Genomic DNA, 25,440 nt, shown 5'->3' on the forward strand with positions numbered 1-25,440 from the left:
GGAAGTCTAAAATAAAAAACCTCAAGTGTATTTTACATTTGAGGTTTTTATATGATTTAAAAAACAAATTATTTTTTAGCCGGAATTTCTTTTTTCCCGCTGTGTAAGATCTTTTCAAGGATTCTTAAAGTAATCAGATAAGTAGGTTTCACTCCTGTAAGGCCTAAGCCTCCTGAAGAAAGTGTACTTCCTGTCTCCAATGGATTATCTGAAGCATAGTACGCATAACATACAAACAGATCCGGTGCAATATGATGTCTGATTTTAGACGCCACCTGAATCGCTTTCTGGTAATGTGCTCCTTCCATTTCAAGACCAATTGCTTTCCATGAAGTGTTCATAAAGTAAGAAAGGATATCTCTGTTTTGAAGTGATGTTCCTAATACAGTAATCATCGGGCCTTCAAACGCTTTTAGTTCATCATCTTTAAAATCATCCAGTTTTAAAGCATTTTCAAAAGGATAGTTATCCGCTGTTCCTTCAAAAATATGGGCAGTAGGAATCATAATGTCTCCTTTTCCTCCGGCAAGGATCCCGGCTTTACCCATGATAGAAACGGATTTCACTTTCATCATATACACCTCTCCTTTATGCTCAAAAGGTCTAAGTAATTCATCCATTACCTCAAAAGCCTGCTCTCCGAAAGCATAGTCGAAAACCATGATCACATCGTCGCCACCATATTTTATACCGCTGAACGGAGTGTTTTTAAGGTCTGTTTTGCTTAAATCAATGATTTGAACATCTATATTACTTCCGCTCTTATCATTAATATAAATCAAACCTTCCTCTAAAGCATATTTTGAAACCTTGTCGCGAAGTTCTTTTTTATCAGAAATCTCTCCGTACAGTTTGTAATCTACTTCTTTGTTGTCTTTTTTCTTTAAGGCATCATTTCCATACAGCATATTTTTCACTGAGTGCATATTGGCAGAAATAATGTGCAATGGACGCATATGAAGATTGTTTTCAAATAAAACTTCTTTCACTTTGTTGGCCCATTTTTCACCAAAATAGTGATGCCCTACTCTTTCCTTTAATATAGCACTGAAATGAATCTCTCTTTCTCTCGTCTGTTTTGCATCTTCCAGACTTACTTTTCCTAAGTTGTAGATGATTTTGAATAAACGGTCTGGATTATCATCATCCCCAAAAGCATTGTAAGCGTTCAGGGTTTCTTCAAAAGTTCTTCCTATTAAAGAAGATAAATGAATAAGAGCAACCTCTTTTTCTTTTCTGCTGAATTTTTTCTCTCCCTTTACAACTTCTTCGATAATTTTAAAAGCACGTGTAGGTTTCCAGTTTTCATCCTGAATGAAAGCAAGGTTTCTCACTTTATCGGCTTCTATAAATAAGAATGTTAAGTGGGTAAGAATGTCATAAATTTCAGAACGTCCCAAAAGAACTTCAATATTCATCTGGTGTTCATCTATCCTGTAACAGTTTCTTCTTCTCTTTTTAGGGACAATGGGTTCGAAACTTCCTTTATCAAAACCTTCATCCGATGTAAGATGAATAAACGCACATTCTTCAATCCCTTCCGGAAGTCTGTCTAAAACGTACATCAAACCATCTAATTCCATTTTATTAGGAATATTCATGGTACCATAAATCTCTGGATTGATAGTCTTTAACAAACTTCTGATACTTTCTCCAGAAACACCGGCAGGTTTAAAAAAACCTCTGTAAAAGAGGTGTCTCATAGAAATATACAATCTTTCAATTGCTTCCGTTGTTTCTCTAGCTCTAGAATTTGTCATAAAATAAATTTCACACAAATATACAAAATCTTCGCTCAACTTATTTTAAGTATCTTTTAACAAGCAGTTTAAATTTGTATCTTTAGAATTGTAAAATGCATATCATAAAATGCATTGTGATGTTTATTAAAGGGCTAAACATTACCTTTCACCAGCCAATCACCCTATTAAAAATAGTTAAACCATCGTTTGATTTTCATAAATTTTACAAATACCCCTAAAAAATACAGGGGTAAAATATTTTCAATTCATTTTTTTTGTAAATTTGCCCTGTAAAAATTAACCTTATTATGTCAACTTTAAGATTCAAAGCGTTAGAAACTTTACCATTTAAGGACTTCAGAAGAGATAATTCTGTTGAGGTTCCTGGAAAACTGTCAGAATTATTCTGCCAGAATGTTTTCTCAGAAGAGACCATGAGAGAATATTTAACCAAAGAAGCATTCCAGTCTATTATGGATGCTATCAAAAAAGGAACAAAGATCCAGAGACACATTGCAGATCAGGTAGCAGTGGCTATGAAAGACTGGGCAATGAGTAAAGGAGCGACTCACTACACACACTGGTTTCAACCTTTGACAGGAACTACTGCAGAAAAGCACGATTCTTTCTTCACTCCTATCGAAGGAGGCAGAGCCATTGAAAGATTCAGCGGAAACCTGTTGATACAACAGGAACCTGATGCTTCTTCTTTCCCGAACGGGGGAATCAGAAATACCTTCGAAGCAAGAGGGTATACGGCTTGGGATCCTACTTCTCCTGCATTCATTATGGGAACTACTTTATGTATTCCTTCTATCTTTATTTCTTATACAGGAGAAACTTTAGATTATAAAGCACCTCTTTTAAGAGCTTTGAATGCTGTAGATGAAGCTGCAACCAATGTAATGCAGTATTTTGACAAAAACGTAACAAAAGTAACTCCTACTTTAGGCTGGGAGCAGGAATATTTCTTAGTTGATTCCGCATTATATCAATCCCGTCCGGACCTTGTTTTAACAGGAAAGACTTTATTAGGACATTCTCCTGCTAAAGGACAGCAGCTGGACGACCACTATTTCGGTTCTATCCCAACAAGGGTAATGAACTTCATGAAAGAACTGGAAATTGAATGTATGAAGTTGGGGATTCCCGTAACAACAAGACATAACGAGGTTGCTCCTAACCAGTTCGAACTTGCCCCAATGTTCGAAGAAGTAAACGTTGCCGTAGACCACAACTCTTTGTTGATGGATATCATGGCAAGAATTGCTCACAAGCACCATTTCCATATTTTATTCCATGAAAAGCCATTTGCAGGAGTAAACGGAAGCGGAAAGCACAACAACTGGTCTTTAGCAACGGATACAGGTGAAAACCTGTTAAGCCCCGGAAAAAACCCTAAGAAAAACTTACAGTTCTTAACATTCTTCGTGAACACAATCAAAGCAGTTTACGAATACGCTGACCTTTTAAGAGCAAGCATCGCCTCTGCAAGCAACGACCACAGATTAGGCGCTAACGAAGCTCCACCGGCAATTATTTCCGTATTTATCGGAAGCCAGCTGTTCAGAGTATTGGAAGAACTGGAAAAAGTAACGGAAGGAAAGCTTTCTCCGGACGAAAAAACAGACCTTAAATTAAATGTAGTTGGAAAAATCCCTGAAATTCTTCTAGATAATACAGATAGAAACAGAACTTCTCCATTTGCATTTACCGGAAATAAATTCGAGATCAGAGCGGTAGGATCTTCTGCCAACTGTGCAGAATCCATGACTGTTATGAACACGATCGCTGCTAAACAATTGATCGATTTCAAAAAAGAAGTTGATGCTCTTATTGAAACAGGACTTAAGAAAGACGAAGCGATCTTCAATGTATTGAGAGAGTACATCAAGCAGTGCAAGAGCATTATGTTTGAAGGTGATGGATATTCTGATGACTGGGCTAAAGAAGCTAAAAAGAGAGGTTTAAATAACTTAAAAACTACTCCGGAAGCACTTAAACAGGAAATGGATAAAAAATTCGTTGATCTTTATGAAGAAATCGGAGTATTTACGCACAGAGAGGTCGAGGCAAGAAACGAAATCAAACTAGAAAAATATTCTACTGTCATTGATATTGAAGCAAGAGTTTTAAGTGACATCGCAAGAAACCACATCATTCCTTCTGCTTTAAATTATCAGAACAGACTGATTGAGAACGTAAAAGGTCTTAAAGAAATATTCCCTGATAAAGAATTCAAAACATTGGCGAAAGAGCAAATGAGCTTAATCACTAATATCTCTGAAAACGTTTCCAAGATCAAACTGGGCGTTGAGGACCTTATCAAAGCAAGAGAAGCAGCGAAGGCTGTATCAAATAGTCAGAAGCAGGCAGAAACATACTGCAGCAAAGTAATTCCTTTATTCGATGTGATCAGAGAAGCTTCTGATGATCTTGAAATGATGGTGGATGATGAACTTTGGCCAATGACTAAATATAGAGAAATGTTATTTACAAAATAACATCTGTAAAGTTCCATATTAGTTAAATCCCCGGAAAACCGGGGATTTTTTTTTGATTTATTAACAGCTACAAAAAGTGGAGTTTTAAATCAAGAAATCCGATTAATAAAGGAAAAGCTATTTATTATGTTAAAGAATCTTAATAAAAAAAACCGCAGACTCGCCAAAAATAGGCGGTTGCGGTTTGTTTTTCTTTAACATACTTAAATAATATGTTAAAATGTGTTAAATAAAGAACCTGACAATAATCATATCAGGGGTCTTTTGCTCGGAATCTCTACTTTTGTAATGCTTTTGAAAATAAATATTCCTTTTAACACGGATAATCAAATATATATGAAGAAAAGAGTTTTGTTTTATTTAGTTGCTTTAGTGTCTACAGTTTCTGTTCAATCTTGCGCTACAAATTATGTAGTTTCACAACCAGCAACTTACGCTAAAGAATACAAAACAGATGCCAAACTAGCTTCTATTGATAATAAGAGAATAGAGCAGGATAAGCAAAGACTTATTGATTCTTTCCTGGCGGAAAAGGCGGCATCTATCGCAAACGCGAAAAAAGCTATTAAGAATTCTGAGATTGCAAAGGCAGTCAAATACAATAAAACCATCGACAATATCCTTACAGAAGCTGAAACATACCTTGGAACTCCTTACAGATACGGAGGAATGACGAGAAGAGGTATTGATTGTTCAGCTTTCGTTCTTTCTGTATTCGGAGCAGCAGCAGGGCTTAGCTTACCAAGAGTAGCAGCTTCTCAGGCTCAGGAAGGAGAAAGCATTGATAAAAGTGAGCTTCAGAAAGGAGATCTGATTTTCTTTTCACACGGAAGAAGAATCTCTCACGTAGGTATCGTAGAAAGTGTAACTGAAGAAGGTGAAATTAAATTCATCCATGCAGCCACTTCTAAAGGGGTAATGATCTCATCGCTGAATGATTCTTACTGGGGACCTAAATTCAGGTTTGCAAAAAGAGTAATCAACGAGAACGGAGATGCTTATAATAATCTTGCATCTTCTACTCCATCCGCAGCGACAAGTTTTTAATTTTAAATAATTGATTTAAATAATGAAGCCATCAGAATCTGATGGCTTTTTTATTGTTTAATTATTCCACTTTTTACTACTTTGTCTTTTCCTGCACAAAATCCACCCCTTCAGTAAGAGGAATGACGTATAAGTAACGTAAAAAAGGGAGGGTTTACGACTTGTTTTGTTTAGCTCGCAGGAATAATTATTTTGGCTAAAGCCGTAGAAGAATATATTAAATACAAAGGCGGGCTAAAGCCCACCTCTATTAAATTTTAATTATTCAAGCAGAAGACATCTTCCGTTATCGCCTAATCCCTATCAATTTCAATGTCCAGTTTATAAAGAAGTCCATGTACCTCAGAAAGGGAAAATTTAGCCTTTTTAAGACGATTTACGGAAGGATCTATAGAATAATTGAAGGAAGTCCTGAAATCTGTTTTTTCAAGGTTGGTATTGTCGAAAATGGCTCCGGAAAGATCACATTCTGAAAATATTGAATTGGACACATCGCATTCAGCAAAATCGGTTTCAATTAATCTGGAATTTTTAAATACTGTTTTCTTAATTGAAGTTTTGTAGAATACGGCATCATTCAGTAGACATTCATCAAATGTAAAGGAAAGTCCGAAATCGTTACAGTCATTAAACTGAAGCCCGAACATTTTACATTCTATGAAAGCTGTGTCATGAAAAGAGGTTTTCACCAGTTTTGCCATACTCAGATTACATCCGGAAAATTTGCAGTCCGTAAAGCTGAAACCTGAAAGATCTGCATATTCAAAGCTACAGTTTCTGAAGGTGCAGTTTTCGTATTCCCCTTTTTCGAAAGGCAGTTCATTAAAGTTTATGTTTTGATAATTTTGATCCAGAATATATGCTTGCATCAGGTCTGTTTTTATGCGAATGGGTCTATTTCCTTCTATATTTAGGGAATATGAAAATGAGCTTACAGTTATACCAGACTGTTCTTATCCGAATAATTCAGTTTAAAGAAAATAAAAGTCATCATAGAAAAGGCAAGCAGCGAGCTTCCTCCATAACTGAAGTAAGGAAGCGGAATACCCACCGTCGGGAAAAGCCCCATAACCATTCCTAAATTGATGGTAAAGTGCATCATGAGGATGGAAGCAAAACAATATCCAAATACCCGATTAAAGGTGGATTTCTGCTGTTCTGCGAGATAGTAGATCCGTCCGATGTAGATCATGTAGCACAAAACCAGCACGGCGCTTCCTATAAAGCCCCATTCTTCGCCTACTGTACAGAAAATATAATCGGTTTCCTGCTCGGGAACAAATTTTCCCTGTGTTACCGATCCTTCACGGTATCCTTTTCCTACAAGCCCACCGGATCCTATAGCTGTTTTTGAATATAATAAGTTGTACCCGGAAGTATCTCTGAACGCTTTTTCTCCTTTGTAAAGAACCTCAATTCTTTCTCTCTGGTGCTTTGGAAGTTTTTCCAGAATATAGGGTGAGCCGAAAGCCAATCCGCACAACAGCAGAATTGAACCGGCAATTCCTGAAATAGAAATTACATCCCAGGACATTCTGTGATAATTCATGGCGATCAAAATCCCGGCAATTACAACTACCGTCAATGCCACATAAACAGGAGGTATAGCAAGAGAGACTAAAAAGACTCCGGCAAAAATAAACCCAATTCCAAACAGAAGCCCATTCAGGCCTTCTCTGTATAATGCTATAAAGAATGCTATAAATACAAGCATGGAACCCACATCCGGAATCGCCAAAACGACTACCGCTGGAATCCCGATAATAGCTAAAACAGTCCAGAGTGATTTTTTAACTTTCAAATTAAAATCCGGTCCGGAGACGTAGTTGGCAAGCATAAGAGCGGTTCCTATTTTCGCAAATTCTACCGGCTGCATCGTAAAGCTTCCGAACTTATACCAGTTTTTCTGGCCAAGGATTTCTTTCCCAAACGGGAAAAGCCCAATGAGAAGCAAAACACCGCCAATGTAGATAATCGCAGACATGTTCTCGAAGAACTTGCTTCTCCCTACGAATATAATAAGCCCCACAAATAGGGATATACAGAAGAAAATCAACTGTTTTTCTCCAAGTTTCTGATCAACACTATAAATATTTGCAATCGCAAAAATGCAAAGCAGAAAATATAGCCCGAGTCCTAGTTTATCTATTCCTTCTGCCCACTTCATCGCTTTACGTTTTTAGTGTTGTTCTTTGTTTCTTCTTCTATTTTCTTCTTCAGTTTTGCTTTCTGCTCTTTGATAAAGTTCAGGCTGTCCTGTTGTCTTTTCAGCTTAACAGAATCTACTTTAGGATCTTTATACAATCCTTTACGTTTGAGATCTGCTACCCACTGCCTTTTGTACTCAGGCATAAAGCTGGCACTGGTCATCTTCTTGTAAAGATTTTCTCTCTTAAGATCCCCAGTTATATATTTTTCAGCGATCACGGTACAGGCGGGACCCGCCCATGTTGCTCCAAATCCGGCATGCTCCATTACTGCTGCTACTACAATCCTTGGTTTGTCAGCCGGAGCAATCAATACAAAGATAGAGTTGTCTTTTCCCTGAGGAACCTGTGCAGTACCTGTTTTGGCAAGCTGGGTAAAGTCGTTGGACTTCAAACTTCTTGCAGTACCTCTCAAGACCACAGCCTCCATACCTTTCAGTACAGGTTCGAAATGTTTGGGATCTACAAGGGTTTTATGTTTAGTCTTAAATCTTGGATCAGGATTCGGCTTGCCATCAATAGATTTAACGATATGGGGGGTGTAAAACCAGCCTTTATTGGCAATGGCAGCCACATAGTTTGCCAACTGAAGAGGGGTTACCAAAACGTCACCCTGACCCATTCCATTAAAAATAGAACCATTCATCGTATAGTCTGAGCTCCAGTTTTTCTTTCCGCTTCTTTTTTCGTAAAACTTCCCGGTAGGAATTCTACCTGGAGAACCTACGGCAATATCATTATTCAGATACTCTCCTACTCCAAAGCTGCTCATAATTTTTTTCCATTCATCAACACCTTTGGAAGGATCGCCCGGATATTTGTTCATGATAGCAATAAACGCATGCGAAAAATAACAGTTACTGGAAACCTGGATAGAAGGAATAAGAGGATCTGCTCCACCATGTCCTTTAATTCTTAACCCTTTATAATAAAATCCGCCTCCACAAGGGAAAACCGTATTCTCATCCATTACTCCCATCTGCATTCCTGCCAGGGCAGTCAGCAACTTGAAGGTAGAACCTGGAGGGTAAGCTGCCTGAACAGACCTGTCAAATGTAGGCTTGTTTTCGTATAAGGTATCTTTTGATAATGCGTAAAGGTTCTTTGATTTGTAAGGACCTGTAAATAAGTTGGGATCAATATCCGGGCCTGTTGCCAGGGTAAGAATTTCCCCATTATTCGGGTCTATTGCTACAATTGCACCATGCTTGTCAACCAGCATTTCTTCAGCCATCCTTTGCAGGTCATAGTCAATGGTTAAGGTAATATCTTTACCGGTAACCACATCTTTATCTAATGCACCGTTTTTGTATGAACCAATATTCCGAAGCTTAATATCTTTCTGAATATATTTCATCCCTTTTATACCGCGAAGATCTTTCTCATAAGATTTCTCAACTCCTGTTTTCCCGATAAAGTCTCCGGGAAGGTAATAAATGGAATCTTTTTTAATTTCTCTTTCATTCACTTCACTGGTATACCCTAAAAGGTTTCCGGAAGTGGCCACTTCATACTGACGCTGAGGCCTGGAAACAATACTGAATGCCGGATACTTGAAAATAATTTCCTGCACCCTGGCAATATCTTCCCTGCTGAGGTCCTTCAGAAAGGTCATAGGAGTCAGCTTTGAATAGTATTTTTCCTTTTTGATAATCTCGATTCTTTTAATAAAATCCGCTTTACTGATCTGCATCAGGTTACAAAACCCGACGGTATCAAAATCCGGTTTCATTAAGGCCTGCGTAAAGGAAATCTCATAGGCAGGCTGGTTTCCTACAAGGATTTTTCCGTTCCTGTCAAAAACAACTCCTCTCTGCGGGATAACGTATTCAATTTTAATAGATGTGTTTGCTGCATTTAAAGCATAACGGTCTGTAAACAGCTGCAAATAAGCAAGCCTCGCCACAAAAATAAGGGCGATGACTACGAGGGCAGAAAAGATTTTTAAATAACGTGTGTTCAAACTTTTTGTTTGATTTTAAATATTAATGCGTAAACCACTATAAATATAAAGGAAATTATACTTGTGATCACCACATTAAGTAATATTTCAAAAAAACGGCTAAATTTAAAAAATTCTATGTACTGCACTAAAAGCTGATGCAGGAAGATACTCGAAAACAGAAACAGTAAAAACTGCGCCCATTGAAGGGACTGAAAAGAGAAAAAGTCTGTAGAAGTATCTGTGGAAGTTCTGAAAATCAAAGTTCTAAAATAGGCGATCAGCGTTGTTGCAAAAGCATTGATTCCCCATGAGTAAAGGAACGCGTCCACAGAAAGCCCTATTAAAAAGCTTAAAGCTAAAAACTGATATTTATTTCTGAAGAAAGGATAAAACATGACGAATACCGGATAAAGAACCGGGGTGTACTTTCCGAAAATAGTGATCCTGTTCAGTACAAAAATCTGTAATGCAACCAGGAAGATCATGATCAATATATCGGTAAATAGAGTCCTGCTAATCATTTTCTTTTTTTATTACGGTCTGCAATGTATCCTGAATTCTCTGTACCTCAGCTTTTTTAAGGTTCTTTACAACAAATACTTTGCTTAAAGCTCCCATTTTTTCACTCAGCTCTACCGAGATATCCCAGAAACCTGTTTTATTATCTACAGAATATCCGGCAATAGTACCAATCATTACCCCTTTAGGGAAAATAGCTGATTTACCGTCTGTAACAACGGTATCACCTACTTTTAAGGCAACATATTTAGGGATGTCTGCAAGATGCATCACCCTGGAATTATCACCATTCCATGTTAAAGTTCCAAAATATCCTGAATTTTTCAACGAAGCGTTGATTCTGATCCTGTTAACACTCAGAACAGACTGAACCAAAGCATAGCTGTCCGTAGAATTGATTACAATTCCGGCAATCCCTTTAGGAGCCATTACGCCCATCTGAGGAAAAACACCGTCTCTGCGGCCACGATTAATTGTAAAATAATTATTTCTTCTGTTGATACTGTTAAAGACGATTTCGCCATCTACAAAGGTATAGATCTGGCCACCGCCTAATGTATCATGTACTTTTCTGAATACAGGATTTTTTGCCCCCTCTTTGCCATAAAGCTGGGTCATCAGGGCTTTGTTCTGGGCAACAAGATCTTCATTGATCTGCTTCAGCTTCAGATATGAAACTCCTTCATCAATATACCCCGAAATCCATGAATTCAGCGCAGCCGACTGGCCAGCTACCCATGATTTCTGCATGGCATTTTTAGAGAATATCAGAACCAGAGCAACAATCTGCAGGAATATAAAGAAGACAAAAAGGGCGTTCTTCGAAAATAGTCTCAGCAAAAATCCCATTCAGATATATAGTCGTAAAAGGTTAAAATTATTTAATTAAGAAATTGAATTTATCCATATTCTTAAGGGCAATACCTGTTCCACGAACGACAGCTCTCAACGGATCTTCTGCAACAAATACAGGAAGACCGGTTTTTTTGTGCAATCTGTCCGCAAGGCCTCTCAATAAAGCACCTCCACCAGCAAGATAGATACCCGTTTTATAAATATCGGCAGCCAATTCCGGCGGAGTAAGAGAAAGTGTTTCCATTACAGCGTCTTCAATTCTGATGATAGATTTGTCCAATGCACGTGCAATTTCTTTATATCCTACCATGATCTCTTTTGGCTTTCCTGTAATAAGGTCTCTACCCTGTACCGGGATATCTTCAATATCAACATCAAGATCTTCCACTGCGGAACCAACTTCAATTTTAATTCTTTCAGCTGTTCTTTCCCCAATGTAAAGATTATGGTGAGTTCTCAGATAGTAAGCAATGTCATTTGTAAATACATCACCTGCAATTTTCACAGATTTGTCACATACAATACCTCCTAAAGCTACAACCGCAATTTCCGTAGTACCACCACCTATGTCGATGATCATATTACCTTCAGGTTTCTGCACATCGATTCCAACTCCTATTGCCGCTGCCATTGGTTCGTAGATCAGTCTTACTTCTTTTGCGTTTACTTTCTGAGCAGAATCTCTTACCGCTCTCTTCTCAACTTCAGTAATACCGGAAGGGATACAGATAACGATTCTTAGTGCCGGCTGAATAAATCTGCCTTTAATTCCGGGAATCTTTTTGATAAATTCCTTAATCATGTGTTCAGAAGCGTGGAAATCTGCAATAACACCATCTTTCAACGGACGGATTGTTTTGATGTCCTCATGAGTTTTACCCTGCATATGCTTAGCCTGCTCACCGACGGCAATCGGCCTACCCGTAGAACGTTCAATTGCAACAATTGACGGTTGATCTATAACAATTTTATTATTATGGATGATAAGGGTATTGGCAGTACCAAGGTCTATCGCAATTTCTTGCGTAAACATATCAAATAAACTCATATTTTTCTTCTGATTTTAAGATTACAAAGATATAAATTTAACACCACTAAAGAAATTTAACATGAATATAATTTGGTTAAAATTTTATTAAAATTCACAATTGTTTATTAACTTTTGATTTAATCATTTACGGAACCTGATTTAAACTAAAATTGACCTGGAGGAAAGACAGAGCCGAAAGATAAAAACACCTCCGTTAAAAAGCAATAAAATAACATCAGCAAGATTATAATAGGTTGATTATAAAATATTTCTATGCTACGAGTTATTTTATAAGCTTAGAAGCTTTCTCTTCCTACTTCTTTTTTCTTCCGTATCACCATAGTTTTTCACGATAATTATCATATACATTATCAGAGAATGATTAATTAAAAAATCCGTAAATTTGCGCTGCTTATGTTACAGTATTCCAATATCCATCAGACCTCAAACTTTGCTGTACTTTCCATTAGCTATGAAAAGGCTGATGTGGAAACGAGAGGGAAGTTTGCATTTTTTGATGATAACATCAAGAATTTTGTCGCCAGGGTCCATACTATGGATTTAGGAGATGCATTTGTGGTTTCTACCTGTAACAGAACCGAGATCTATACCACTTCTCCAAATTATCTCCTGGTTGCAGAAGAATACTGCAAGACAATCGGAGTAAACCTTACAGATTTTCTTCAGTTTGCCAATATTCTGACCAAAGAAGAGGCCCTTATCCATCTTTTCAGGGTGGCAGCCGGACTGGAAAGCCAGATTATCGGAGATTTTGAGATCATCGGACAAATTAAAAAAGCATACAGCCGTTTTAAAAAAGAAAGACAGAATTCCAATCCATATCTGGAAAGAGCCATCAATGCAGCGATCCAGATTTCGAAAAGAATTAAAAATGAGACAGGAATTTCCAACGGAGCTGCCTCCGTGTCTTATGCTGCCGTCCATTATATTTTAAACAGCCAGAAGAAAATTACAGAAAAGAACATTCTTCTTTTGGGTGTGGGTGAGATCGGGCAAAATACGGTTGAAAACCTAGTCAAACATGTTTATCAGCCAAAAATTAAAATTGCTAACAGAACTCAGGAAAAAGCTGAAAAAATTTCCCAAAAATACAGTATTCCTCATGTTGATTATTCTGATTTTGACAGGGAATTAAAAAACACGGACATTCTTATTGTTGCCACAGGAGCCAAACATCCTATCATCAACAAATCTCATTTCCCGAACGGGAAAGAAACCTTGGTGATCGACCTTTCTATTCCTCACAACGTTGAAAAAAATGTAACCGAGAATGAAAATGTAACCCTGATTGATGTAGATGAGCTTTCCAAACAAATCCAGGAAACGATTCAGCAGCGGGAAAAAGAAATTCCAAAAGCTGAAAAAATCATTAAAGAACTGATGAAAGAGTTTCTGGAATGGGAAAAAAAGAGAAAGCTGGCACCCAATATTCACCATTTCAAAGCTGTTCTCAAGAATATGGAACGCAATGAAATGCATAATTTTTATAAAAAAAATAAATACATAAACATCACGGACATGGAGCTTTCTGACAAAATGATCCAGAAAATTACCAACCGTTTTGCAAAATTTATCATCGACAATCCTTTAAAAGCCGAAGAAATTAGTAAATTAATGCACGAAATATTAGTTGAACAACCAAACAACGAATTCAATGAAAAGCATTAGAATCGGAACAAGAAATTCCGCATTGGCACTTTGGCAGGCAAGAGAGGTTGCCAGGAACCTTCAAAATCGTAATTATTTAACGGAAATTGTTCCTATTGTATCTTCCGGCGACAAAAACTTAAATCAACCACTTTATTCATTAGGAATCACCGGGGTTTTTACAAGAGACCTTGATGTTGCTCTATTGAATGACGAAATTGATATTGCCGTTCACTCTTTAAAGGATGTTCCGACGCAACTGCCTCAAAATATCGAGATCGTTGCTTACCTGGAAAGAGATTTCCCTCAGGACGTACTGATCAGAAAAGAATCTTCAAGAAATAAAGAGTTCCATGAACTTAAGCTAGCCACAAGCAGCTTAAGAAGAAGAGCATTCTGGTTAAAGAATTATCCTCATGCTGAGTTTTCTGATATCCGCGGGAATATCCAGACCCGTCTCCAGAAACTGGAAGAAGGAGATTTTGACGCTACTATTCTTTCTCTGGCAGGAATCAAAAGAATGAAAATGGACATTGATTATGAAATGCTTCCGCTAATGATCCCGGCTGCTTCGCAGGGAGTCATTGCTGTTGCCGGACATTCTGATAAAACAGAGATCAATGAAATCCTAAGCCAGATTAATCATAAGAAAACCCAGATCTGTGTAGAGATCGAAAGAAATTTCCTGAGCACACTGGAAGGCGGATGCACCGCCCCAATCGGAGCTTTTGCTGAGATGATCGAAAACCAGATCCGCTTCAAAGCCGCTCTTTGCTCATTGGATGGCAAAAACTGTATTGCTACCGATGAGAACTTTGAATATAATGACACTGAAAATTTTGGAGAGAAGTTCGCCAAAATCGTTCTTGAAAACGGTGGAAAAGAACTGATGACTGAAATTAAGAATTCGTATTAAGAATTTTTAAACAGATTGAACGTTTATATTCGTAAGTACAGAACAATGAAAAAATCCTTTTTTTTATTCATATTTCTATTTTGTGCATTTATTGCAAATGCGCAGAATAAATTTGGGCTTCAGCTGTCCAGTTCTGCTTTGACGCTAATAGACGGCTCCGTTAAGTACGATCCTGCCTATTTTGTCCTCAAATATCCCAACGGTGATGTCCCGGCTGACAAAGGAGTTTGCACAGATGTTATTATAAGAGCCTATAGAAAACTTGGTATTGATCTGCAAAAAGAAGTACATGAGGATATGGTAAAGAACTTTTCAAAGTATCCGAAAACCTGGGGATTAAAAAAACCTGACACAAATATTGATCATAGAAGGGTTCCCAATCTTGCCGTATTTTTTTCTAAATTTGGAAAAGTAAAATCTACTGAAACCAATCCCGCACTTTATGTTCCGGGAGATATTGTAACGTGGATTTTACCGGGAAACCTGACGCACATCGGAATTGTCGTCAATAAAAAATCTGCTGACGGAAAAAGATTCCTGATTGTGCATAATATAGGAGGCGGACAGGTTTTGGAAGACTGTCTCTTTAAATATACCATCACAGGACATTATCAATACCCCAAATAAGCTGCTTTTATGAAAAACCTCATCTATGCTTTATTTGTATTGTTATCATGTTATACGAAAGCTCAAACCAACGAGTTTAAAATCGTCAGCAAGCCTATCGATTATTCTCAGGAGAGAGTCCGTTTAAGTTTGGAGTACCTTAAAGATCATCATCATATTGTACAAAACTCACCAACAATTTCTCCCAAAATAATTGTTCTGCATTATACTGCAGGTGGAACTGTTGAAACCAATTATAAATATTTCAATAAAACTCACTTGGAATCTGCCAGAAATGTTTTAAAGAAACAGAGCACTTTAAATGTCTCTTCACAGTTTATTGTAGACCGGGATGGCACCATTTATCAGCTTATGGAGCCTAATATGTTTGCAAGACACACGATAGGCCTTAATTACTGTGCAATCGGCATTGAAAATATAGGAAGCAGGAAGCAGCCGCTTACAGAAAAACAGGTTTTATCCAATGCTCAGCTGATTAGGCATTTGACTAAAAAATACAATATAGAATATCTGATAGGCCATTCGGAATATGGTGTATTCAGAGGTTCTAAACTTTGGAAAGAGACGGATCCGGATTATTTTACTGTCAAAGACGATCCGGGGAAAGATTTTATGACGAAAGTAAGACTGTTAGTGACTGATCTGCATTTAAAAGACAAACCTTAATTTAATGAAAATTCTGTTTACCAAAATTATAGATGCCCCGCTGTTATCCAAAGAATTAGGATCGGATATTTCGGCTGAATGTATTGAGGTAATCAGGACAGAGCCTATAAAAACAGCTGTATTTGATTTAAAGAATTATTCCCTGATTTTCACCAGTGTCAACGGAGTGATTTCATTTTTCAACAATCAGTTTAAACCCAACGAGGATTTTACAGCAAAAAACTACAATAAAATATACTGCGTTGGTGAAAAGACGAAACGTGAACTGAGAAAACACGGTTTCGGAACATTTAAAGTTCTGAAAAATGCGGAAACCCTTTCAAGATTTATCATCGGAAACTGCCAGCACGAACAATTCCTTCACTTCTGCGGTAATCTTGCCATAGATGTCCTGGATAATGATCTTCCTTTGCAGAATATCAGCTACAAAAAGATCACGATTTATAAAACCGAAGAGCTCTATCCTTTCGTACCTGAAAAATATCATGCTGCAGTTTTTTTTAGTCCAAGCGGAGTTCGTAGTTTTGCAAAACTCAACTCTTTAGAAGGAATGAAGATTTTTTCCATCGGGGAAACTACCTCAGGTGAGCTCAGAAAGTACACTACAGAAGAAATCTTTACATCAGAAGAAAACAATCTGGCTTCCATTTTTGAATTGATAAAAAAGGAACTTTAAACAGCCGCACGCCTGGCTGGTAAAAATAATGAGTGCCGGCAACGGCCGTATTAGTTTAAATAAATTATGATTAAAAACGACTTATATTTAAAAGCACTCCGCGGAGAAACTGTAGAAAGACCGCCGGTATGGATGATGAGACAGGCCGGAAGATATCTGCCGGAATTCATTGCTCTCCGGGATAAGTACGACTTCTTCACAAGATGTCAGACTCCCGAGCTGGCTGCTGAAATCACGATACAGCCGATCAAAAGATTTCCGTTGGATGCTGCGATCCTTTTCTCTGACATTCTTGTAGTTCCTCAAGCAATGGGAATTGATTTCAAAATGAAGGAATCAGTTGGCCCGTGGCTGGACAATCCTATCAGAACGGCGGAACAGGTGCAGAATATTGAAGTTCCTGATGTTAATGATACGCTAGGTTATGTTTTTGATGCGATTGAACTGACTCTTCAAAAGCTGGATAATGAAATTCCATTGATCGGTTTTGCGGGGTCTCCATGGACGATCCTGTGCTATTGTGTGGAAGGAAAGGGAAGCAAAGCGTTTGATATTGCAAAATCATTCTGTTTCCAGCAGCCGGAAGCAGCTCATTTACTGCTTCAGAAGATCACTGACACTACCATTGCATATTTAAAAAGAAAAGTTGAAAAAGGAGTTTCTGCGGTTCAGGTTTTTGATTCATGGGGTGGAATGCTTTCTCCTACGGATTATCAGGAATTCTCATGGCAGTATATCAATCAGATCGTTGAAGCATTAAGCCCTCTTACCCATGTCGTGGTATTTGGAAAAGGATGCTGGTTTGCTCTTGAGGACATGACGATGTCTAAAGCATCTGCTTTGGGTGTGGACTGGACGATTACTCCGGAATTTGCAAGAACATTAACGAACCATACGATGACGCTTCAGGGAAATTTTGATCCTGCAAGATTACATTCTACTCCGGAAACCATCAAAAAAATGGTAACTGAGATGATCAGCCGTTTTGGAAAAGACAGATATATTGCTAACCTCGGACACGGAATTTTACCTAATATTCCCGTTGAAAACGCAGAAGCATTCATCAGAGCGGTTGTTGACTGGAAACCGAATCTTTAAATTAAAAATTATAAAAAAATCCCTTTCAATTGTTTTGAAAGGGATTTTTTTATCAACTGATTAATTCACTTCTGTAATAAAAGCTTCTTTAGGCTTTCTCACTTTCGTAAGATTCACCAACCAGTCATTTGATGCATCTCTGTAACCGATTGGCAGCAACAATACGCTCTTCAGTCCTTTTTCTTTCAGATTCAAAACTTCATCTACAGCTTCGGGAGAAAAACCTTCCATTGGTGTAGAATCCACTTCTTCAAAAGCCGCTGCGATAATGGCAGCACCAAATGAAATGTAGGCCTGTTTGGCAGCATGGGTAAAGTTTTCTTCCGCTGATCTCTGAGGATAGGTTCCCAACAGCATCTGTCTGTAGTTTTCCCAGCCTTCGTTTTTAAAGCCTCTAATCTCGTTGGTAAGGTCAAACATACTGTTTATTCTTTCTTCCGTATAATTATCCCAGGCAGCAAACACCAGAAGGTGAGAGCAGTCTGTAATCTGCGGCTGGTTCCATGCGTGAGGCTTGATCTGTTCCTTTACTTCCGGGTTGGTAACCACGATAATCTCAAAAGGCTGAAGCCCGCTGGATGTAGGTGCCAGTCTTGCAGCTTCTAATATTTTATCCACTTTTTCCTGTGGTACTTTCTGACCGTTCATTGCTTTGGTGGCAAATCTCCAGTTCAGTTTTTCAATTAATTCCATTAAGTTAAATTTAGACCAGACAAAATTAGCTCAAGAAGTAAAATACATGTACACAAAAATTGCTATTTGTGCTATTGGCAGAATCTATTGTAATGAATATAATTAAATAACATTTACAATAATTTTATTCTTTTCTGATCTTTTTACTTGTTATTTCTTTTTTATTATCTATCCGAATGAAATAGTATCCTTTTTGCAGATCAGAAAGATCATATCTTTCGTGCGCTCCAATGAAGCTTTTGACTTTCCTGCCCGCCATATCAACTACCGCGACCTCAGAATCAAATTTCAGATTATCCGATTGAATATATAGATAATCTTGTACCGGGTTGGGATACACCTGTATTTTATCTGCAAGAGAAACTTCCGAAGTTCCCAATACTCCTGATGTAATAACTACATCATCTACCGCAACTCCAAAGGAGTAATCTCCCGCGTCATCATATATAAATCTCAGTTGAAAGTTAGCATTGGCATATGGAGCTAAATTGATACTTCCTGCCAGGCTATAGGCTGTAAGAATATAGGAGAGTGTACTGAGGTCAATAATCCAGGTTCCGGAAGCTCCTGAAGAGGTAAATATCTGTACCCAGGATGTCCCGTTAAAGACTTCAACCTTCAAGGTAGAATTAAGTTCATAAATCTGGTTGGCATATTTAAATGAAAGCTTTGGATTTGAAACTGTAGAAAGATTAATAACAGGTGATATTAATCTCGCATTGGTATTTACACTGTTTGGCCCTGCATTATCATCATCAAAAAAGGCTGCCCCGCTGGGAAACGAGGCAAAACCGCTCACAGTTCCCACCTCCCAGTTGTAGACGGTATCCGGATTATTAGTAGTCCATCCCGAAGGCAATACGGCTCCGTTAAAGTTCTCAGAGAATACCTGTGCATTATAAAATCCACAAGTGATCAGAAAAAATAGTATTTGTTTTTTCATGATATATTAATTATTAGTTTTAATAAAATTACCAATTAATATTCACTAGAAAACCAACATTTAACATAATATTTATTCACAAACAGCATGTTAAATTAAAAAAAGCAGTCGATTAACTGCTTTTTATATTGTTTATCCCAACATTTTCTGGGCTTTCTTTACGCCTTCTACAAGCCTGTCAATTTCATCAAAAGTATTGTAAACCGCAAAACTGGCTCTTACCGTTCCGGCTATATTGAAAAAATCCATGATAGGTTGTGTACAGTGGTGCCCCGTTCTTACAGCAATTCCCATTTTATCCAGGATCATTCCTACATCTGAAGATATTCCTACTCCTTCCAGATTAAAGGAAACTACACCTACCCTTTTAGCCTTCTCTCCATAAATCTTTATGTTTTCCAGCTCCAAGAGTTTTCTCTGAGCGTATTCCAGTAAGGCATTTTCATGATTCTGAATATTCTGTCTGCCGATTCTTTCAATAAAATCAACAGCCGCACCCAGCGCAATATTTCCTCCTACATTTGGAGTTCCTGCTTCGTACTTAAAAGGAAGCCCGGCATACGTAGTTCCACCGAAAGAACATGTGGCAATCATCTCCCCTCCTCCGTGAAATGGCGGAAGCTCTTCCAGGATTTCCTGTTTTCCATAAAGGATGCCTGTTCCCATCGGAGCATACATCTTATGTCCTGAAAAAACAAAGAAATCACAGTCCATCCGTTGTACATCGATCTCGAAGTGAGGTGCAGACTGGGCCCCGTCAATCACAATATAAGCATCTGAATTTTTTCTTGTCCTGGCAATAATCTCTTCTACCGGATTTACAATTCCCAAAGCATTGGAAACCTGGTTTACAGAAACCACTTTTGTCTTCTCGCTAAGAAATTCATCCAGATAGTTCAATTGAAGAATACCATTTTCATCAATCGGGATTACTCTTAGCTTTGCCCCAGTCCTTTCGCAAAGCAGCTGCCATGGAACAATATTGGAATGGTGTTCCAGGTAAGAAATGATAATCTCATCATCTTTTTTAAGCTTCTGCGTCAGAATGTAGGCGATAAGGTTCAGACCTTCCGTTGTTCCCTTTGTAAAAATGACTTCAAAATCATGTTTAGCATTGATAAATTTCTGAATCTTTCTTCTTGAAAGCTCCATTTCTTCGGTAGCTAACTGGCTTAATGTATGAATTCCTCTATGAACATTGGCATTAATCTCTGTATAATAGTCATTCCAGACCTTTAAAACAGAATCCGGTTTCTGGGATGTTGCTGCATTATCTAAGTAAACCAATGGTTTACCATTCACTTCGCGGTTTAATATAGTAAACTGACTTCTTATTTCCTGAATGTCAAACATTTATTAAAATTTTAAATTAGATCGCTCTTATTTAGAACACTTCAAATTTACGGCTTTTTTTCTGAAAGGACATAGTGGCTTAAAGGCTGATATTGGTCAGGCGATAGAAAGATTCGATGAACAGAATAGCCCTCATATAATTATCATCATTTTATCACAAAATAAAAACCTGCCAATAGATTGACAGGTTTATATTGGTTTGTTGAATAAGCAAATATTATTCTGCAGATTTTTCTTCTGTTGTAGGAACGTCAGGAGACTGTGTTGCCACTTCTTCTGCTGCTTCTTCATCTTCATCATCTTCTGCTACTGCACCACCTTTCATTGCATTTCTAGACATCTTAACAGCTACTACAACTGCATTGTCAGGGTGTACGAAAGAATATCCTTCAGCTTTGATCCCTCCTACATAAATCTTGTTACCGATTCTTAATGGAGTAACATCTACAACTACCTCATCAGGTAAGTTTGCAGGGATAGCTTTCACTTTTAATTTTCTGAAAGACTGACGTAAAACACCACCAGCCACAACACCTTTAGAACGTCCGGTAATTCTTACAGGAACTTCCATAATCACTGGCTTATCAGCAGATAACTGATAGAAGTCTGCATGTAAAATTTTGTCCGTAATTGGGTGGAACTGAATATCCTGAAGAACAGCTGAAATTGTTTTTCCGTCTAGTTCAATAGATACCGTGTGTGCTTCAGGAGTGTATACTAAACCTTTGAAAGCTTTCTCTTCAGCAGAGAAGTTTAAAGGTGCTTCACCTCCATAAACAACACAAGGAACTAATTCAGCATCACGTAAAGCTTTTGTAGACTTTTTGCCCACGCTTTCTCTTTTTGTACCTTGAATTGTAATAGATTTCATTTATAAAAATTTAAAAAATTGTTTTTGTTTAATTTTGCAATTCGCTAAAAATCAATTAAATAATAAACTTACTACTAATTGATTGATGCTCATGAACCATCTTCATAACGTCCGCAAATAATGGGGCGCAAGATAGCACTTTTATTTTAGTTGACAAATTATTTTTAACAGGAATTGAGTCAGTTACAATAACTTCCAGCAATTTAGAGTTTTCAATATTTTCGTATGCTTTTCCGGAAAGTACTCCGTGAGTAGCCATCGCTCTTACTGATTTTGCTCCTTTTTCCATTAAGATATCTGCCGCTTTACAAAGTGTACCCGCAGTATCGATCATATCATCAATAAGGATCACATTTTTGCCTTCCACATCACCGATAAGGAACATCTCTTCTACAACATTTGCTTTTTTTCTTTCTTTATAGGCAATTACTACTTCAGCACTCAGGTGACCGGCGTAGTTCTTCGCTCTTTTTGCTCCTCCCATATCCGGTGAAGCAATGGTAAGATTATCCAGGTTTAAAGCTCTGATATAATCTACGAAGATACTTGAAGCATACAGATGATCTACCGGAATTTCAAAGAATCCCTGAATCTGGTCTGCATGAAGATCCATCGTCATAATTCTTGTTGCCCCTGCAGCTGTTAATAAATTAGCAACCAGTTTTGCACCTATCGGAGCTCTTGGCTTGTCTTTTCTGTCCTGTCTCGCAAGTCCGAAATAAGGAATTACAACAGTAATGCTTTTTGCGGAAGCTCTTTTCGCAGCATCAATCATCAATAGTAGTTCCAGCAGATTGTCTGCAGGCGGGAAGGTAGATCCGATTAGGAAAACTCGTCCTCCTCTTACTGACTCATCCAAAACAGGCTCGAATTCCCCGTCGCTGAACTCCTGAAAGTTGATTTTCCCTAACTCTTTCCCATAATATTGGGCAATGTTTTCTGCCAAGTCCTTACTGGTTCTTGTACAAAATAGATAACTTAACTGATCGGCCATTTTTACTTTTTAAAGATTTTGCAAATTTAAAAAAAAACCACAAGAATTACTCTTGTGGTTTCTAAGTTTTTATTTTCCTGCTATTATTACGGGAATTTTACTCCTGAATATTTATTAGGATCTACCTGTGGCAGTGTAGATTTATACTTTTGATTGATCGATTTGATAAACTCGTTGGCAATAACCGCATAACCTCTTCCTGTAAGGTGTACACCATCAAGAGAGAAAGCTCCACCGGTCACGAATTTGGCAGTATATCTTACCCCATCGTAGAGGATACCCGACTTTCCATTAAGCTCAACCATTTTAGCATTCCCATCTACAAAAGCTAACCCATAAGAATCAGCAAGTGATTTTATAGAATTATTATAGGCATCTACAGCCGTTTTTACATAAGAAGCCTCTGTTTTTGTCAATACATGCTGATTTTGCAGCGGATAAGAAATTCCATAAACATTTGCAGGCGCTGGCGCACCAGGTGCAGGAGTTCCAATTAGAGAACTTGTTGTAAGAAGGATATAATCTTCTGATGTAGCCTGTCTTGCCTGTCCAAAGATTTGTCCAAACGCAGTTGCTGTAGGCAATCCTAAAGAAGGAGTCAGAGCAGCCGTAAGCTGTGCAGACAGATTCGTAAGAGCAACATCTTTTATCAAAACAGGATTGGAAGAAGTAGAAGAAAGCAGATTAATTCTGTCTCCAGCCCCAAAAGCAGTAAGCGCCTGTTTCAATGGCCCATATAAGTTTGTATTAAGAGTTGCTAAATTTGCTCCTAAAGTTGTTGGTGTTAAAGGATTGTAAGGAACTGTCGTGAAAAAAGGAATAGAAGTAACATAAGGAATATTTGCGATAACTCCTTTTGTTGTTCCTACACTTTTAAGACCATCCAGTACATTTTTAATAGATCCTGCTACAAGATTAGGATCAGAAATATCATTGGATTTATAAGTTAACGGGTTTACATTCCCACTCTGAACTGTTGCCGGAGTATAAGTAGTAACCCCTCCTACAGTCTGAGAATTCGTGCCTCCATTGGTCGCATAAGATAATACATCATTATTACCAATCCAAAGAGAGAAAAATGTAGGTTTCTGAGCCATTGCGTCCTGTAAAACAGAAGTTGTTGGAGAAGTAGCAAATCGCACGAAATAAGGATTAGCAGCACCTAGAGCAAGGTTCGCAGAGCTTCCGTAACCTGGCGCAACCAGATGGAAAGATTTCGCCCCCGGAACCCCCATATTGTGGTAAGGTCCACCGGCAGTTACATTATCTAATGCTGCTGCAGGACTGCTTGCAACCGGACCTAAACTTCCGCTTGCTGTCACCTGAAGAGTCAATTTTCCAGGAAAGCCAGGCAATCCGATAAATCCACCTACATCATTTGGCATTAAAGGTTGTTTAAATGCTCCGCCACCCGCAAGTTTCATCTGCATTGCAATAATACTTGGGTATGATTCATTTTGTCCGCTGCTATAAAGAGCCCCATCCCTGTAACCGGATGTCAACGAGTTCCCCAAAGAAACATAATTAGAAAAGTTTGCCTCGCCGCTTGTTATCTGGATATCTTTTACATCAGTATCAAAATCATTCTCACAGCTTGTTGTAAAAAGAAGTGCGGAAACGGCAAGTGTTGATATTATAATTTTTTTCATAGTCTTTCAATTAAAAAGGGTTGTACGATAAACCTAAACCAAAGTAAAATGCTCTAGCTTTTGCCTGTCCATTAAAGCCAAGACTAGCATTTCTTACATCTCTGGCCTGAGGAAGGGCATATCCTCCTGCTATATCAACTCCAAACTGCTTTAGTTTAAAGCCAAGACCTCCGGTAATTACATATGTATTAAATGATGGCGTTTCCGGGATGAAATTCTCGTCAGTGTATGGTGACTCATCATAGTAAGCACCCAAACGACCAAAAATCATATCTGTGAATGCATACTGTGTACCCAATCTGAATGTTTTTGAGTTTCTAAAGTTTTTAGGAGACACAAGAATTGTTGGATCTGGCTGATTCCCCACTGGAGCAGTAGCAAAATCCAGAGTCAGCTTGCTGTATCTTTCCCATCCGTGGTAGTTAAAGTCAGCTGAAATTAACCATTTCGGTGTTACTTTATATGTTAAACCAATGGTATATTCTTCTACTAAAGGAAGTGTTGCTGTAAATTTATCCTGTCCTGTACTTGGGTCCAGTCCTAATAACGGATAAATAGATGCTGACGGGAACTTGAATGTTGCAGTTCCTTTTTTAGCCTTCATATCTATAGGTGAACGGTAAGCAATACTGATGTCTAATTTAGGATCAGGTCTGAAATAGAAACCGAATCCGTAACCGTGCCCGCTTGCCTTTTCGTCTTTAATATTTAATTCACCTCCAAACTGCGTCACCGCTTTATCCCAGTCTACTTTACCTTTTGCATAAATATAGCTCGCCCCGAATGACATCCAAGGTGCCAGCTTTACAGAGACCATCGGCTGAAAATAGAAGCTCTTAAGCTCCAGTTTCTGAACCATTTCTTTCCCCTCCCAATCGTTTGGCCACTGGATTGTACTTCCGAAAGGTGTTGTAAAACTGAAACCAACAGATAAATTCTCTATCGGTCTATAAGCAACCGCAGCATATAACGGAGTACCAATAGGATTATCTGTTTCTGTACTCTGCAAAGTATTTAAGTTTTGAAAAGTAACTTTATTACTTGCACCGAACCCTCCTGCTACTATACTCAGTTTGGAAGGAATAAATGACATCCCCGCCGGGTTAAAGAATGCCACACTTGCATCTTCGGCATGAGCACTAGTATGCGCCATTGCCAATTGTTTCACTCCCTGCAGAGATACCCTGAAGCCTCCCGCGTAAGATAAAACACCCGCCAATAAAGCAGTTGATACTAATATTTTTTTCATAGACTGTTTATTATATAACCCAAATATAAAATTATTTTAGATACAGCTGTTAATATTTCTTAATATTTTAAACAATATGCCAAAAGAAAATTATGTTTAAAATAGTACTTTAAAAATATATCTATATAAACACATAGACACTAGCAACTTATCGGCTTTTGAAGCAGTCTATATTTTTCACGTTTAAG

Annotated in this window: 22 protein-coding genes; 8 read left to right on the forward strand and 14 right to left on the reverse strand. The window is 38.0% G+C overall.

The window, feature by feature from the left end; genetic code table 11:
- Nucleotides 1-68: 68 nt before the first annotated feature.
- Nucleotides 69-1,760 carry a DUF6909 family protein gene (locus V6R96_RS02270; RefSeq protein ID WP_336377874.1) on the reverse strand — a complete coding sequence of 564 codons (1,692 nt, stop codon included), beginning with the start codon at nt 1,758-1,760 and terminating at the stop codon, nt 69-71.
- 290 nt (nt 1,761-2,050) lie between these two features.
- Here V6R96_RS02270 and V6R96_RS02275 point away from each other — a divergent pair, with 290 nt between their 5' ends.
- Both V6R96_RS02275 and V6R96_RS02280 read left to right on the forward strand, forming a co-directional pair.
- The gene (locus tag V6R96_RS02275) at nt 2,051-4,246 is read left to right on the forward strand and encodes a glutamine synthetase III (RefSeq protein WP_111954348.1); all 2,196 of its coding nucleotides are present in this window, start codon (nt 2,051-2,053) and stop codon (nt 4,244-4,246) included.
- A gap of 336 nt (nt 4,247-4,582) precedes the next feature.
- Nucleotides 4,583-5,293: a C40 family peptidase gene (locus tag V6R96_RS02280; RefSeq protein WP_111954416.1), complete on the forward strand. Its 711-nt coding sequence runs from the start codon at nt 4,583-4,585 to the stop codon at nt 5,291-5,293.
- A gap of 293 nt (nt 5,294-5,586) precedes the next feature.
- On the opposite strand, the gene V6R96_RS02285 is transcribed toward V6R96_RS02280, so the two are convergent.
- The 6 genes from V6R96_RS02285 to V6R96_RS02310 all read right to left on the reverse strand — a co-directional run bounded on the left by V6R96_RS02285 (nt 5,587) and on the right by V6R96_RS02310 (nt 11,867).
- A complete protein-coding gene (locus V6R96_RS02285) occupies nt 5,587-6,162 on the reverse strand; it encodes a pentapeptide repeat-containing protein (protein ID WP_336377875.1) in 576 nt (191 codons plus the stop codon).
- Between the two features lie 68 nt (nt 6,163-6,230).
- Nucleotides 6,231-7,460, reverse strand: coding sequence for a rod shape-determining protein RodA (gene rodA, locus V6R96_RS02290; RefSeq protein ID WP_111954344.1), 1,230 nt, complete (start codon nt 7,458-7,460; stop codon nt 6,231-6,233).
- Nucleotides 7,457-9,463, reverse strand: a complete 2,007-nt coding sequence (locus V6R96_RS02295) for a penicillin-binding transpeptidase domain-containing protein (RefSeq protein ID WP_336377876.1) — start codon at nt 9,461-9,463, stop codon at nt 7,457-7,459. Before V6R96_RS02295 ends, rodA begins: the two co-directional genes overlap by 4 nt.
- On the reverse strand, nt 9,460-9,966 hold the full coding sequence (locus tag V6R96_RS02300; protein ID WP_034724152.1) for a hypothetical protein: 507 nt from the start codon (nt 9,964-9,966) through the stop codon (nt 9,460-9,462). Before V6R96_RS02300 ends, V6R96_RS02295 begins: the two co-directional genes overlap by 4 nt.
- Nucleotides 9,959-10,813, reverse strand: coding sequence for a rod shape-determining protein MreC (gene mreC / locus V6R96_RS02305; protein ID WP_111954340.1), 855 nt, complete (start codon nt 10,811-10,813; stop codon nt 9,959-9,961). The genes V6R96_RS02300 and mreC overlap by 8 nt, the downstream gene beginning before the upstream one ends.
- 28 nt (nt 10,814-10,841) lie before the next feature.
- A complete protein-coding gene (locus tag V6R96_RS02310; RefSeq protein WP_034700899.1) occupies nt 10,842-11,867 on the reverse strand; it encodes a rod shape-determining protein in 1,026 nt (341 codons plus the stop codon).
- A 396-nt stretch (nt 11,868-12,263) separates the two neighbouring features.
- Between V6R96_RS02310 and hemA the strand changes: the two genes are divergently transcribed.
- The 6 genes from hemA to hemE all read left to right on the forward strand — a co-directional run bounded on the left by hemA (nt 12,264) and on the right by hemE (nt 17,500).
- The gene (gene hemA, locus V6R96_RS02315) at nt 12,264-13,538 is read left to right on the forward strand and encodes a glutamyl-tRNA reductase (RefSeq protein WP_111954338.1); all 1,275 of its coding nucleotides are present in this window, start codon (nt 12,264-12,266) and stop codon (nt 13,536-13,538) included.
- The gene (gene hemC / locus V6R96_RS02320) at nt 13,525-14,433 is read left to right on the forward strand and encodes a hydroxymethylbilane synthase (protein ID WP_336377877.1); all 909 of its coding nucleotides are present in this window, start codon (nt 13,525-13,527) and stop codon (nt 14,431-14,433) included. The genes hemA and hemC overlap by 14 nt, the downstream gene beginning before the upstream one ends.
- Before the next feature lie 45 nt (nt 14,434-14,478).
- The gene (locus V6R96_RS02325) at nt 14,479-15,060 is read left to right on the forward strand and encodes a DUF1287 domain-containing protein (RefSeq protein WP_111954334.1); all 582 of its coding nucleotides are present in this window, start codon (nt 14,479-14,481) and stop codon (nt 15,058-15,060) included.
- Nucleotides 15,061-15,069: 9 nt separating this feature from the next.
- The gene (locus V6R96_RS02330; protein WP_111954332.1) at nt 15,070-15,726 is read left to right on the forward strand and encodes a peptidoglycan recognition family protein; all 657 of its coding nucleotides are present in this window, start codon (nt 15,070-15,072) and stop codon (nt 15,724-15,726) included.
- A 4-nt stretch (nt 15,727-15,730) separates the two neighbouring features.
- Complete coding sequence (locus V6R96_RS02335; protein ID WP_336377878.1) at nt 15,731-16,402, forward strand: uroporphyrinogen-III synthase; 672 nt, start codon at nt 15,731-15,733, stop codon at nt 16,400-16,402.
- A 66-nt stretch (nt 16,403-16,468) separates the two neighbouring features.
- The gene (gene hemE / locus V6R96_RS02340) at nt 16,469-17,500 is read left to right on the forward strand and encodes a uroporphyrinogen decarboxylase (RefSeq protein ID WP_336377879.1); all 1,032 of its coding nucleotides are present in this window, start codon (nt 16,469-16,471) and stop codon (nt 17,498-17,500) included.
- A gap of 60 nt (nt 17,501-17,560) precedes the next feature.
- Here hemE and V6R96_RS02345 read toward each other — a convergent pair whose 3' ends face one another.
- The 7 genes from V6R96_RS02345 to V6R96_RS02375 form a co-directional block, all read right to left on the reverse strand.
- Nucleotides 17,561-18,193: an NAD(P)H-dependent oxidoreductase gene (locus V6R96_RS02345; RefSeq protein ID WP_336377880.1), complete on the reverse strand. Its 633-nt coding sequence runs from the start codon at nt 18,191-18,193 to the stop codon at nt 17,561-17,563.
- 124 nt (nt 18,194-18,317) lie between these two features.
- Nucleotides 18,318-19,136: a T9SS-dependent choice-of-anchor J family protein gene (locus V6R96_RS02350; protein ID WP_336377881.1), complete on the reverse strand. Its 819-nt coding sequence runs from the start codon at nt 19,134-19,136 to the stop codon at nt 18,318-18,320.
- Between the two features lie 132 nt (nt 19,137-19,268).
- On the reverse strand, nt 19,269-20,489 hold the full coding sequence (locus V6R96_RS02355; RefSeq protein WP_336377882.1) for a cysteine desulfurase: 1,221 nt from the start codon (nt 20,487-20,489) through the stop codon (nt 19,269-19,271).
- A gap of 217 nt (nt 20,490-20,706) precedes the next feature.
- Nucleotides 20,707-21,360, reverse strand: coding sequence for a 50S ribosomal protein L25/general stress protein Ctc (locus tag V6R96_RS02360; RefSeq protein WP_111954320.1), 654 nt, complete (start codon nt 21,358-21,360; stop codon nt 20,707-20,709).
- A 55-nt stretch (nt 21,361-21,415) separates the two neighbouring features.
- The gene (locus V6R96_RS02365; protein ID WP_116010304.1) at nt 21,416-22,354 is read right to left on the reverse strand and encodes a ribose-phosphate pyrophosphokinase; all 939 of its coding nucleotides are present in this window, start codon (nt 22,352-22,354) and stop codon (nt 21,416-21,418) included.
- 86 nt (nt 22,355-22,440) lie between these two features.
- A complete protein-coding gene (locus V6R96_RS02370; protein WP_223558030.1) occupies nt 22,441-24,003 on the reverse strand; it encodes a G-D-S-L family lipolytic protein in 1,563 nt (520 codons plus the stop codon).
- A 10-nt stretch (nt 24,004-24,013) separates the two neighbouring features.
- Nucleotides 24,014-25,252 (reverse strand): outer membrane protein transport protein, encoded by a 1,239-nt coding sequence (locus V6R96_RS02375; RefSeq protein ID WP_336377883.1) that lies wholly within the window; start codon nt 25,250-25,252, stop codon nt 24,014-24,016.
- Between the last annotated feature and the right edge of the window lie 188 nt (nt 25,253-25,440).

Origin of the sequence: Chryseobacterium sp. CCNWLW53 (assembly GCF_037083525.1) — a bacterium.
Lineage (GTDB): Bacteria > Bacteroidota > Bacteroidia > Flavobacteriales > Weeksellaceae > Chryseobacterium > Chryseobacterium lathyri.